The sequence below is a fragment of the Aquisalimonas sp. genome (assembly GCF_007120195.1).
Classification (GTDB): Bacteria; Pseudomonadota; Gammaproteobacteria; order Nitrococcales; family Aquisalimonadaceae; genus Aquisalimonas.
The window spans coordinates 1-12,140 of sequence record NZ_SKOG01000063.1 but is presented as its reverse complement, the minus strand read 5'-3'; the positions used below and the strand labels follow the sequence as shown (position 1 = coordinate 12,140).

Below are 12,140 nucleotides of genomic sequence, written 5' to 3'. Positions count from 1 at the left end.
CGCTGCGCAACGCGCGGTTGAGGTATTCGATGACTTTCTGGTCGCCCTTCATTCTGCCTCCTGATAGTCCTTGCCTGCGGATTGGCCCGATTTTCCCCGTATTTTCCGCAGTTGGCTAGTGGGTCGGCGGAATCGGCTGGCACCGGGTGATGGGGCGCAGCGTTAAGGGAAAACCCCACTTGCCTGGTCAGATGCGTGGGAAGCATTACCCAGATGCTGCTTGGCCCGGTGCCACGTCCGCCAATGTGTCAGAGACCACCCGTCGCACAATACGTTCGCGGAGGTCGGGATCGCCGTTGGCGTCCTGGCCCGACAGGCGGTTCTCCGCCGAGGCGTGCGGGGCGTTCGTGGTGTGGCGGATCTGGTTGACACGCTTGGCGACATCGAACCAGAACGGGGCGCCGAGGCCTATGAGCAGGCCGGTGACCACGATGGCCACCAGCCACAGAATAATACCGGCGGTATCCACACCCAGGGTCGCATGAATACGCGCGGGAACCGGAGCATCCACCGCCACGGCCGGTGGCTCCGGCATCGCGCGGCAGCGGGCATCCACGTGGGGGTTTGCGCCTAACGCGTTGCCGGTGCGCGATGGTATCTCCGGATCCCAGCACGCCGGATAATAGCGCCAGCCGATGGGCACGCCCAGATCAACGAGCTGGTCGACTTGCCGCCGTGCAGTCGCCACGCGGTCCGTGATCACTTCGATGGCGTCCCGCGGGTCCTCGTCCGAGGCATCGCTCAAGTCCTCCAGGACGGCATCGAGCCGCGCGACCGCGTCCGTGTAGCTTCTTTCCAGTGCCGCTTGCTGGCTGATGACGCTGGCGGTCAGTTCATTGTTGCCTAAGTAAGTGTCGAAGATCCGCAGCCCGTCGATGTTGGCAACCAGGGCAATGACGAAGCCAGCCACCAGTGATGCGCTCTGGGCCTTCCGCCGGAACCCGTTGCCAACCGCGGAGCCAAGCTCCTCGAAACGCCTGGCGATTCGCTCCAACTCCCGGGTCACCCGATCCGTGGAATCTCGGACCGCCGCCCTGACCACCCGGGTGTCGGCAAGACGCCGAAGGACGTGCTCCAGTGAAACGTGGTCATACAGGCACCGGCCGTCCCGCCAGCGCAGAAAACCGTTGACCTTGGCCCTGACACCGGTGCGTCGTCGAAGGGAATCCATGGCCGCGTCGACGAAGCGCGCTACGCGATCCCGGGACGCCGGGTCGCCGCCACCGGGCCCGACTGGGTTGAGGAGCACGCCGGTAAGAAAAGCGGTGCGATCGTCAGCAGCCAAGGCAATCGGGCCGCCTTCCAGCTCCTCGGCAAGCCGGGCGACGATCACCGCCAGGTTACGCCGGCGCAGTTGCAGGCTGCGGTGCAGAATCTCGATAACAATGGTCGCGACGGTGGCCGCGGCGGCGAGGGTCAGTGCAAAGGCCAGAATGGCGTCCAGCATCTGCATAACTCGCCCTCCGTTCGAGGATCAACGAGGTCAGCGCCCGAAGTGCTCCAGCACGGTCCGCCGGTCCTCGACCAGTTTCAGCAGATCGATGGACAGGAACACCCCCGCGTCACCGGATCGCCTCGAGACGCCTAAGGTGTAGAGATTGGCGAAATGCAGGCTGACGCCGTAACCCCAGTCGTTGACGTCCGCGCGGTCCGAGTACACGGTCATGACCGAGGCGCCGGAGGGTAGGTACCAGCGCTCCTGCCGCCAGTAATTGACGCCGATGATCTCCACCATCAGCGCTTCCTTGAGCTTCTGGCCGGATTCCGCGCCGTCCACGAACTCCATTACCAGGTTGGGGTGCAGGACGATGAGCTGCCGGTTCGGCGGTGGATCGAAACGGGCGTCTTCCGTGCGGCGGTACAGGGCGCTGTTGATCGTGAGTTCCAGCAGCGTCTGGGAACGCGCCGTGTCCAGGTAGCGTTCCCAGTCCTCCTGCAGCAGTGCCGCGTATCGGGCAAAAGCCAGAGCGCCGTCGGCGGCGTAGGTCTGCTGTGCGTAGTTGTAGTAGGTGGCGAACTCTTCCAGCACCGCCACGCAATCCGTCGCACGACCGGCGCTCTCCGAGGCGCGGGCGGCACAAGTGTCGGGCTGGGTGGGGTCGAAGAACACCTCGCCCTCCAGTTCAAGCCCACCCTCCGGGGTTACGCTGGTCGGCGGAACTCCACGGGCTGCATCCACGATCGCCAGAGCGGCGTCGTTGAACTCTGCCGGCCAGGGCTCCTCGGCATCCACGGTGAAACCGCCGTAGCTGTCGAACCACCCCCGGGTATCACGAAGAAACGCCGTGAAGCTGGCCAGCACTTCCCGTAGGTCTCCCTGATCTTCGCAGAGCCTGTCACGGACCGCCACCGCACCGGCACCGACCTGCGGAAGATGCGTTGGCTCGGGAGGGGGCGGTTGCCGGCATATGCATTCGTCCGCGGTGGCGTCGGGTCTGCAGGGGCGGGCGTTATCGTCAGCCGGTGCGGCATTAGCCGTGGCAAGCACTGCCGCCAAAATGCAGGCGGCTGGAACGCCTGTCCACAGGGGTCGTGGCCAAACACTACCCATGCCTTTAGAACTCCTCTCCGAAGCGTTGCACCTGAGCGTTCAAGGCCTGGGCAGCGCGGAGTACATCCATTACTCCGTCGTCCGAGCCGGGCCGAAAATCCCCAATGGCGTTTTGCAGTTCGGCGGCACGCTCCCGCAGGCTGCGGTCGGCAAACCGCTGGTGAGCGGTGGCTGCCTCGTCCGCGTCCGGTCGAAAGTCGAACAGGTGGAGGAACAATGGCCGATGGACCTGGGGATCCAGTAGATAGTGGCCGATCGCATGGGTATTTGCACCGGTCACCGCCTGCAGCCTGTTTAGGGCATAGGAGCGACGGTAGGCCGTGGGGGTGACCCAGCCATCATTGTCCTTCGGGTCGAAGGGACGCACCCAGGTGATGGGGTCGAGCTTGTGCCGGTGCTCCTGGAACCGACTGACACAGCCGCCACGCCCGGGTTTCACGATGGATGCCCCCACGCCCTGGAAGCTGTCAAGCGCCCGGCTGACGTTGGCGACCATATGTACGCTGCCCAGACGATGTGTCGTGGGGTTCAGGTTGCGAGCATTGCCCGCTTCGTCGCGGAAGTCATCCGGACCGTACGCCTTGGCCAGTGTATCGTGTACAACCGCTGTGCCCAGCGAGTGCCCGAGCACGTGGACATTGGAGGGGCCGTGCTCGGCAATGACCGTGGCGAGACGCTCAGCGAGTCGCAACCGGATGGGCTCATTGAGGATCGTGAAACGGTAGAGCAGCACATCCAACCAGTGGGTGGTGAAAAAACTGTCATTCGCGATCTCCGATTCGATGCCATTGAGGCGTGCGACTGCGTCTGTCGAAATCAGACGTGCCCGCCGGTTGGTCTGCAGCTGCTCCCCTAGGGACTGGGAGCGTTCCCCCAGCATATTTCGAAGGCTTTCGAAGAAGTCGCCGTAACCAACTGCAATAACGCCGAACTTATCGGTGACATTCTGATCCTTAAGTGACTCGTACAACCCGAAAGCTTGCTGGCAGGCGTTGAGTACTTCTCCCCGGAACGACGCTTCCGTGTGTTGGCCCATGCCGTGAACAACAATGAGTTGCCGCTTTGCCATGGCTTTCCCATTCTCCGATGCCGAGACGGGGCGAGTTTTTCAGTATGGACGATGATCGACGGATCGCACCTCGCCAGGTCCGGCATGTGGGAGACGATCTGGTGGACCTGTTCAACCCCGAGCATGCGTTGGTGAAGCTCGCCCGCCGCACCGCCGCGGCTGATTGCGGGCCTGCTGAATCTGCACCACGCCTACATCCTTTCGGACGAGGCGCTAGTTGAGCACTGGCTAGAGAATCCCCACTCCCATACAGATAGGCGAACACCTTGGGGGCAATAACCAGCTCGCGATCGAAGGCGTCCACCGCTACCCCGGACATGATGGACAGCGTGCCCAGGCTGCGGGCCCAGTAGCCGGCCTGGCCATCGGAGTCGTGCGCGAAGCGCACACGCAGAAACCCAGCGCGTTTCAGCCGGTGCACGGCGCCGATCTCCCAGAACAGACTCGGCCGGTAGCTGGTGTAGTCGAACGGGTAGCCATCGGCACTCCAGTTCCACACGGAGGTCTGGGAGTAGGCGAAGTGCAGCCGACTCATCAAGGGGGCCGCATCCACCACGGTCAATTCCGCGTCGAAAATCCGATGCTTGAAACTGAGCTGGAACCGTGCCGTGGTTTCACCGCAGTCGCGCCGGCCGATGATGAAGTACATCGGCGCGTTGACCGTCAGTGTCGGTTCATCATCCATATACACAAGATGGTGTCTAAGCGTTCCGCGTTCCCGTGGGGTGTCATCGCCAAGCGCAGGCCAGGCCCTGAATCAGCAGGGCGAGTATGCCGAATCCACGCAGCAGGGCCGGGATTATTCGTTGCAGTCGGGACATCATCCCGAGTCCCTAGACTTTTGAACCCATGATCGGGCGAGATGTTCGGGCCCTGAGGCCCTTTCGGCACCACCTGGGTTGACCTTGGGGTGACTTAGCGTCAATAGGCGGACTGACGCGTCCGTCCGAAATGGCGTGCGCCATCTCCCGCAGCGGGCTACTTGACTTAATCTTTCTTTGCTTTCCGGCCGGTGAGTCGGAAGGCAGACGGGATGTTCCATTCATGACACAGCAAGATCAGCAGTGCGCGAAGAAGCGCACCCGCCTGTCGGCGGAAGAGCGCCGGGAGCAGATTCTTCGCGCTGCGCGTGCCCATTTCGCTGAGCATGGCTACCGCTGCACGGATGTCCAGGACATTGCCGACGGTATCGATGTTGGCAAGGGCACAATCTACCGTCACTTTCCCACCAAGGAGGGGTTGTTCCTGGCCTCCGTTGAAGGGGCTGTCGAAGTGCTCAAGTCTTACGCGACCAGCAGCGTGGAGGCTCTGGACGATCCGCTAAAAAAAATACGCGCCGTGACGCACGTCTCTCTGCAGTTTTTTGACGACCATCCGGAGGTCGTGGAGCTGTTTATCCAGGAGCGCGCCGAGTTCAAGGATCGCGACATGCCCATGTACTTCGTGCGCGCGGAGCGGGACAGGCCGGAATGGAATGTGCTTTTTGATCAGCTCAAGGAGCAGGGTCGGATGCGTGCGATGGACTCCGCCGGGGTCAGCCAGATCCTGGCCGATACGCTCTACGGAACCGTCCTTGCCCATCGCATGACCGGGGCTACGGATTCTCTAGTGGAGCGCGCCGACACGGTTGTCGATTTCATGCTGCACGGCATCCTCGTGCCTGGGCAGAACTCCGCCTGACTCTGGGAAAGCGGCCAGGAATAAGACGTTCAAACCGATTTCAACTGGAGATGCCAGTAATGGCCTTGTTCCGCTTTCGCACTTCCCCCCGACGCTTTGCCTTCATGGCCGCCGCCGTGGTCGCCGCTCTGCTGCTCGCAGCCTGCTCCGATGAAGAGCAGGGGCAGTCCGACCAGCCGCCACCCCCGGTCACCGTGGCTGGCGTCTCGCCCACCAACGTGGACGTCATGCAGGACTACGCTGGTCGTGTGCACGGCGCCCGCGACGTGGAAGTGCGGGCGCCGGTGGAGGGCATTCTGGAGGAGCGTCTGTACCAGGAGGGGCAGCTGGTGGAGCGGGGCGATGCCCTGTTCAGTATCGACCCGGAGCCTTTCGAGACGCGCCTGGAAGAGGCACTGGCGCAGCGTGAATCCGCCGCGGCAGATCTTGAGGAGACCGAACGCGAGTGGCGCCGGATTGAACGGCTCTACGAGCGCGACGCCATCAGTGAGCGCGAGCGCGACACTGCCCGTTCGGCGGTAACCCTGGCTCGTGCCGGGGTGTCCGTGGCCGAGGCACAGGTGTCCCAGGCACGCCTGCAGCTGGACTACGCCACGGTAGAAGCGCCGGTCTCCGGCGTCACCAGTCTGGAGGCGATGCCGGAAGGCAGCCTGCTTGATCCGGGTGCGTTGCTCACCACCATCGTGCAGCACGATCCTGTCCATGTGCGTTTCGCCCTGCCCGAGGATGATGCCGCCATCCGGCGCACCGCCCGACGTGCCCGCGCCGCCGACGGCGACGAACTGGAATACGAGCGCGACGTGACGCTGCGGTTGCCGGAAGGGGGGAGTACGAACATCCCGGCGTGGTCGACTTCACCGCCAGCACCATCGACCACGGCAGTGTCTCCGTGACTGCCCGTGCGGTCTTCGACAACCCCGACGGGGTGGTCATCCCGGGCCAGTTCGTGCGCATCCGCGTCCTCCTGGAGACCCTGGATGACGTCTTCGGCGTCCCCGAGGCGGTGATCAGCCAAGACGTGGACTGGCCTCGGCTGTATGTGCTGGACGACGAGGGCAACGCCAGCGCGCGCAGCGTGGAACTCGGCCCGGTAGTCGATGGCGACCACGTCCTCCTCGATGGGCTTGAGGACGGCGATCGGGTGATCGTCAACGGCCACGCCTCGGTGAGTGACGGCGCGCCGGTGGACGTCACCGACGAGGAGGACGCCTGATGTTCCGCTTTTTCATCGACAGGCCTTTGTTCGCCTCGGTGATCTCCATCATCATCTTGATCATGGGGGGCGCTGCCCTTGCGAGGCTGCCGGTGGAGCAGTAGTCGGACGTGGTGCCTCCGGAGATCGTGGTGGAGGCCCAGTATCCGGGCGCCAGTGCCGAGGTGATCGCCGAGTCCGTGGCCGCGTCGCTGGAGCAGGAGATCAACGGCGTCGACGACATGATCTACATGGAGTCGAGCAGTACCGATGCCGGCTCGGTTCAGCTGGTGGTCACCTTTGAGATGGGTACCGACCCGGACCAGGCGGCCATCAACGTCAACAACCGCGTCCAGCGCGCCATGGCCCGTCTGCCGGAAGAAGTGCAGCAGCAGGGCGTGCAGGTGGAGGCGCGCTCCACGGACATCCTGCAGGTGCTCGCGCTGTTCTCCGATGACGGCAGTATGGATGATGTGGCCATCAGCAACTACGCGCTGCTTAACGTCATCGACGAGCTGGTGCGGCATCCGGGGGTCGGTGATGCCTCGCTGTTCGGCGCCCAGGACTATTCCATGCGGGTGTAGTTGGACCCCGAGCGCATGGCCCAGTACGAGCTGACTCCGGCCGACATCGCATCGGCACTGCGGGAGCAGAACGCCCAGTTCGCCGCTGGTCGGATCGGCGCCCAGCCGGCTGAATCCGGCCAGGCATTCACCTTGAGCGTGAGCACGCCAGGGTGGCTGACCGAGCCTGACGACTTCGAGGACGTCATCATCCGCAGTGACGCGGACGGTCAGACCCTGCGCCTTGGCCAGGTCGCCGACGTGGAGTTGGGCGCCCAGGGGTATGACTTTTCCGCAACCTATAACAGCCAGGCCGCTGTACCATTGGCGTCTACCTGCAGCCCGGCGCCAACGCGGTGGAGACCGCCGCGCAGGTGCGCGAGACCCTCGCGGACATGGGATCCCGGTTTCCCGACGGGCTTGAGTACGAGATCCCCTACGACACCACGGAATTCATCGAGGCCTCCATACAGGAGGTGGTGATCACCCTTGGCGTCGCGCTGCTACTGGTCATGGCGGTGACTTTTCTGTTTCTCCAGCACTTGTGCAGCACGCTGATACCACTCGTGGCCATCCCGGTGTCGCTGATCGGCACTTTCGCCGGCATGCAGGCGCTGGGCTTATCGGTGAACCTGCTGACCCTGTTCGGGCTGACCCTTGCCATCGGCGTGCTGGTGTTTGCCGCCATCATCGGAGCCTCGCTGTTCACCCTCAGCCGCATGGCCAACGGTCTGGTCCCGCAGGAGGATCAGGGCTTCGTGCTGGCCGCGCCCATGCTACCCGCCGGGGCAGCCCTGGGGCGCACCGAGGTGTTCCGTGACGAGATGGCCGATCAGCTTTTGGCCATGGATGAAGTCGACGAGATGGTGAGCTTCGCGGGCTTCGACATGATCGCCGGCGCCCTGCGTCGCAACGCCGGTGTGGCCTTTCTCACCCTGGCGGACTGGCATAAGCGCACAGGCGAAGGCCAGGACGCTGCAAGCATGGCCAATCGCATCATGGGCCTGGGGGCACAGATGCAGGAGGGCAATATCCTCGCCTTCGTGCCGCCGCCCATCCAGGGATTGTCCTTGACCGGCGGCGTCGAAGGCTTCCTGCAAGTGCGCGGTGACGAGTCGCCCGAGGAGATTCAGGCCATCGGCGAGCGGTTTGTCGCCGTCGCCAATGAACGCCCCGAACTGGTGAACGCCAACGTCACCTTGGACACCGGCATCCCCCGCTATCACGCCGAGGTGGATCGGGAGAAGGCCCGCGCCGCCGGCGTGCCCATCGACCAGGTCTTCGGCGCCCTCCAGAGCACCTTCGGGGCGGACTACGTCAACGACTTCACCCTGGAGGGGCGCAGCTAGCAGGTGAACATGCAGGCCCAGAGCGCCTATCGGAGCCATCCGCACGACCTGCGGCGGGTGTTCGTACGCAGCGATAATGGGGAGATGCTGCCGGTGAGCTCCCTGGTCACCCTGGAGCGCACCACGGGGCCGGATATCATCGACCGCTTTAACGTCTATCCCGCGGCGAAGCTCATGGCCGACCCCGCTCCGGGCTACACCATCGGCGCCGTCAGCCGTCAGCCGTCAGGAGATCGGCACCGCGGTGGTGGGCGGCATGATCGCCGCGAGCACCCTGGCGCTGCTGTTCGTGCCGCTGTTCTACAAGCTGCTGGAAGACCTGGCCACCTGGCAGAAGGAACGGCGCCAGCGCCGCAAGGAGCGAGCCCATGCGTCAGTTATTCACCATGGCAGCGACCACGGCGCTGCTAGCTGGCTGTGCCGTGGGCCCGGATTACGAGCAGCCGCGGGTCGACCTGCCGGACGAGTGGCCGGAGCATGAACTCTTTGCCACCACCGCCGACGAAGACTGGCAACAGTGGTGGAGCCACTTTGACGACCCCGTGCTTGACGGTCTGGTGGACCGCGCTCTGGATGACAACCTGGATGTTCTCCTGCAGGCGGAGCGGGTAATGGAAGCGCATGCGCGCTTGGGCCTGGCCGACGCCGAGCGCATGCCCACGGTGAAGGCCCAGGCGGAGGCCTCCCGCGAGCGGCAGCCCGAGGCGACCGTACCGTTTCCGGACGCCGCCGGCACCAGCAGCCTTTTCTCCGTCTCCGGCATGCTCGGTTACAAGCTGGATCTGTGGGGCCGGCTTGCCAGCCAGCGCGATGCCGCCGAGGCCCATGCTGCTGGAGTCGGCGTTCAGCCGGGACGCCGTGCGGCTGAATGTGGCTGCCGAGGTGGTGACCACCTACATCAACTTGCGCGCTGCCCAGGAGCAGCTGTCGCTCACGGAATAGACGTTGGAATCCCGGCAGCGTTCCCTTGATATCGAGGAAGTGCGCTACGAGGAGGGCAGCGCGGATGCCCTGGCCGTTCGCCTGGCCCGCTCTGAGCTGGAGACCACCCGCGCCGGCCTGCCTCCCCTGCGCGAGCAGGTGCTGACCCTGGAGAGCGCACTGGCGGTGCTGGTTGGCGCCGAGCCGGGTGAACTGCTGGGCGAGCTGGACTTCGGCGATGGCCGCCTGCGGGCGCTCGTGCTGCCGGAGGCCATTCCGGAGGACACTCCCGCCGACATCCTGCGTCGTCGTCCAGACATCCGTGAGAGAGAGCAGATCACGAAACTCCGAGTAGTTGCCACCCGTTGAACCGAGAACCTGTAGTTGCCTGATAAAAGGTCGTCGCAGGTCAGCTGGAGCCTGGTTGCCTGAAGTTGCAACGCAAGTGACGAGTCGGCCACCGCGCACGAGGGATTTCATGGCTGCGGACCAGGCTGCCTCTCCGGTGTTTTCGATCGGACGCTGGTGGGTAATACCCGAACCACGGTTCCGCATACACAAGTCGACTGGTGCAGTGGCCAAGCTTATGTTGCGAGAAGCTATCGCGCAAACCTACCGCAAGCTGTTGATCCTGCAAGCCTCCTGTTAATCGCCGGGAATTGCTGGGGCCGGGCTGCTTTCCGGGCTGTCCTATGCGATATTCATTTTCGGCTTCAAGTATGCGGCGCCGCATGGCAGCCCGCAGGCGATTCTCTCAATCGCGTTTGCGGTACTCGCCGCCATTCTTGTCTGGCCGGGCGATGCCCAGCAGATCGTTGCCGCCATGACGACGCCGGATTGGCCGCTGTTCGTGGCACTGGGTGTGCTCGGCGCGGGATTGTCGTTCGTTATATATATCATCGGCCTGAATTATACTGCCCCGGCCGTGGCCTCGATTGTGGCAATGGTCGAGCCGGTCACCGCGTCGCTGTTCGGCGTCGTGGTTTTGAATGAAAGCCTCTTTGGTTCGCAAATTTTGGGCATGGGCTTGATATTATTCACAGTGACCGCACTGAGCGTCTATTCGAGCCCCGGACGGCCAACCTTCCAATTTAACGACTAGCCGAAACCGCGGATGCCGATGAGTTGTTCGAAGTCGGCGTTCAGGGTGTCGGTTCTAACGCCATCGCGGCAATTGGCGACGAGCTCAGCCAAGTCGCGCCCGGCGCGGCCGTGGGCCTCGATGATCCTCGGCACCTTGCCGTGGCGCTTCAAGGCGAGTAGATATTGCAGGTACAAAGTGTCGAAGCGAGTGCGTTCCTTCGGAGTGATGGTTCACCTGAGAGTCGGAAATCCGCCCCCCCTCCCCCCTGTTGGGTGCGCTGTTCGAGTCTCCGGCTCGGAAGGGCGATCAGTTCAAGCGGCTCTGCCGCGTAGTGGCTTCGTCCAACGAACCGCTGGAACCGACGGGCTCTTTCGGCGTCCGCAGCTTATCGGCGAGGGGTTATGCATCTATGGGAGGAAATCATGGAGTCTAGAACCGAGCATAGTGGAAGCTGTCTCTGCGGTGCAGTTCGGGTCACAGCTAGAGCAAAAAGCAACAGTATTGGCGCTTGTCACTGCACGATGTGTCGAAAGTGGGGTGGGGGGCCTCTTTTCGCGGCCGAGTGTGAGAGTGCTGTGGATTTTGAGGGCACTGAGTATATATCCACGTTCGATTCCTCAGAATGGGCTGAGCGTGGTTTTTGCCAAAAATGTGGCACTCATTTGTTCTACCGCCTAAAGCAGGAACGGCACTACGCGATTCCTGTTGGGCTTTTCGACGACAGTGACCAATGGATATTCTCTGAACAAATATTTATTGATCAAAAGCCTTCATTTTACTCGTTCGCACAAGAGACAAAGGACCTTACCGGCGAAGAGGTTTTTGCTCTGTATTCTGGAGATTAAAGCGGGGTGCTCGAACTTCATAAAAAAGCCAAACACGGCGACAGGGTTTCCGTTTCGGCTTTCCCTCCACTACAAATCGGCGCGTGTTGGAGGCGTTGGGCTGCCCCCTGGATTGACTGGAACGGACTCTATGCTCATCCGATACGACACTCATGCGACGCTTACCGGGTCTCCAACATGAACGGACCATTTTCCTCAGGCGCCGGTGCTGTCCGCAGCGCCGACATCGCCGTGCCCGAACGCGACAAAGAGGTGCGCTTCCATTCGCGTGTGCTGAACACGGGCGAGAATCCACTTTGGCGCGAGGAAGACCTGATGAACAACATCGGCATGCCGATTATTGGCTTGGGCGTGCGCCGCGCTGAATATTCTCACCTTCTGCTGCAGTGGATGCCGCACATTGAAGGTCGCCGATGTGGCGGCGAGCGTGCAGTGTGCGCTCGATCTGGGCGGAGGTATGCTCATGCATGCCAAGGACGACGATGGGAAGAGCCAGTGGGCGGTCACCTCCTAGCTTTCTATCGCGACCCGGGTGTGATTCGGCCTCGCCTACGGCGCCGAGGGTAACCTCGGTCCGGCTACCCTCGGTAACGGGATCGGCGGCACCGCTGGCGGGAGCCTGATTTATGGGGCCTCGTATCTGCATGGACGGCGCCGGTGACAACCGATGCCGCCACGGGTACGGTGCAGGGTCATTGGGGACGAATCACGCATGCGCAGCGCCCTTGCCATCATCGTTGTCGCCCAGTTCTTCGGCACATCACTGTGGTTCACGCCCAATGCGGTAATTCATGAGCTGAGCCTGGCCTGGGACATTACCACCGCGGAACTGGGCCACCTGACGAGCGCAATCCAGCTCGGCTTCATCACCGGCACCCTGGCGGTT

At 63.0% G+C, this 12,140-nt stretch carries 10 protein-coding genes and 4 pseudogenes; 9 read left to right on the top strand and 5 right to left on the bottom strand.

Annotation, left to right across the window (positions count from 1 at the left end; all coding sequences use genetic code 11):
* Positions 1 to 205: 205 nt before the first annotated feature.
* From QZT63_RS05015 to QZT63_RS05000, 4 genes and pseudogenes are all read right to left on the bottom strand, one after another.
* A complete protein-coding gene (locus QZT63_RS05015) occupies positions 206 to 1,453 on the bottom strand; it encodes a hypothetical protein (RefSeq protein WP_290649124.1) in 1,248 nt (415 codons plus the stop codon).
* A 30-nt stretch (positions 1,454 to 1,483) separates the two neighbouring features.
* On the bottom strand, positions 1,484 to 2,350 hold the full coding sequence (locus QZT63_RS05010; RefSeq protein WP_290649122.1) for a hypothetical protein: 867 nt from the start codon (positions 2,348 to 2,350) through the stop codon (positions 1,484 to 1,486).
* A gap of 205 nt (positions 2,351 to 2,555) precedes the next feature.
* Complete coding sequence (locus QZT63_RS05005; RefSeq protein ID WP_290649120.1) at positions 2,556 to 3,620, bottom strand: hypothetical protein; 1,065 nt, start codon at positions 3,618 to 3,620, stop codon at positions 2,556 to 2,558.
* A 277-nt stretch (positions 3,621 to 3,897) separates the two neighbouring features.
* Positions 3,898 to 4,269 (bottom strand): annotated as a pseudogene (locus tag QZT63_RS05000) (phospholipase A); the annotation flags it as partial.
* A gap of 395 nt (positions 4,270 to 4,664) precedes the next feature.
* Between QZT63_RS05000 and QZT63_RS04995 the strand changes: the two are divergent.
* The 7 genes and pseudogenes from QZT63_RS04995 to QZT63_RS04950 form a co-directional block, all read left to right on the top strand.
* The gene (locus tag QZT63_RS04995) at positions 4,665 to 5,300 is read left to right on the top strand and encodes a TetR/AcrR family transcriptional regulator (protein ID WP_290649118.1); all 636 of its coding nucleotides are present in this window, start codon (positions 4,665 to 4,667) and stop codon (positions 5,298 to 5,300) included.
* Positions 5,301 to 5,359: 59 nt separating this feature from the next.
* Positions 5,360 to 6,193 (top strand): efflux RND transporter periplasmic adaptor subunit, encoded by an 834-nt coding sequence (locus QZT63_RS04990; RefSeq protein WP_290649117.1) that lies wholly within the window; start codon positions 5,360 to 5,362, stop codon positions 6,191 to 6,193.
* On the top strand, positions 6,145 to 6,513 hold the full coding sequence (locus tag QZT63_RS04985) for a hypothetical protein (protein ID WP_290649116.1): 369 nt from the start codon (positions 6,145 to 6,147) through the stop codon (positions 6,511 to 6,513). The genes QZT63_RS04990 and QZT63_RS04985 overlap by 49 nt, the downstream gene beginning before the upstream one ends.
* Positions 6,513 to 8,777: pseudogene (locus QZT63_RS19985) on the top strand (efflux RND transporter permease subunit); the annotation flags it as partial. The gene QZT63_RS04985 and the pseudogene QZT63_RS19985, both read left to right, overlap by 1 nt.
* Positions 8,773 to 9,375 carry a hypothetical protein gene (locus QZT63_RS04960; RefSeq protein ID WP_290649110.1) on the top strand — a complete coding sequence of 201 codons (603 nt, stop codon included), beginning with the start codon at positions 8,773 to 8,775 and terminating at the stop codon, positions 9,373 to 9,375. The pseudogene QZT63_RS19985 and the gene QZT63_RS04960, both read left to right, overlap by 5 nt.
* Positions 9,350 to 9,694: a hypothetical protein gene (locus tag QZT63_RS04955; protein ID WP_290649108.1), complete on the top strand. Its 345-nt coding sequence runs from the start codon at positions 9,350 to 9,352 to the stop codon at positions 9,692 to 9,694. Before QZT63_RS04960 ends, QZT63_RS04955 begins: the two co-directional genes overlap by 26 nt.
* 280 nt (positions 9,695 to 9,974) lie before the next feature.
* Positions 9,975 to 10,427, top strand: a pseudogene (locus QZT63_RS04950) (DMT family transporter); the annotation flags it as partial.
* Here QZT63_RS04950 and QZT63_RS04945 read toward each other — a convergent pair.
* A complete protein-coding gene (locus tag QZT63_RS04945; protein WP_290649106.1) occupies positions 10,424 to 10,603 on the bottom strand; it encodes a hypothetical protein in 180 nt (59 codons plus the stop codon). The pseudogene QZT63_RS04950 and the gene QZT63_RS04945 sit on opposite strands and share 4 nt — an antisense overlap.
* A 207-nt stretch (positions 10,604 to 10,810) precedes the next feature.
* Between QZT63_RS04945 and QZT63_RS04940 the strand changes: the two genes are divergently transcribed.
* Positions 10,811 to 11,254 (top strand): GFA family protein, encoded by a 444-nt coding sequence (locus QZT63_RS04940; RefSeq protein WP_366635973.1) that lies wholly within the window; start codon positions 10,811 to 10,813, stop codon positions 11,252 to 11,254.
* A gap of 712 nt (positions 11,255 to 11,966) precedes the next feature.
* A pseudogene (locus QZT63_RS19980) lies at positions 11,967 to 12,140 on the top strand (MFS transporter); the annotation flags it as partial.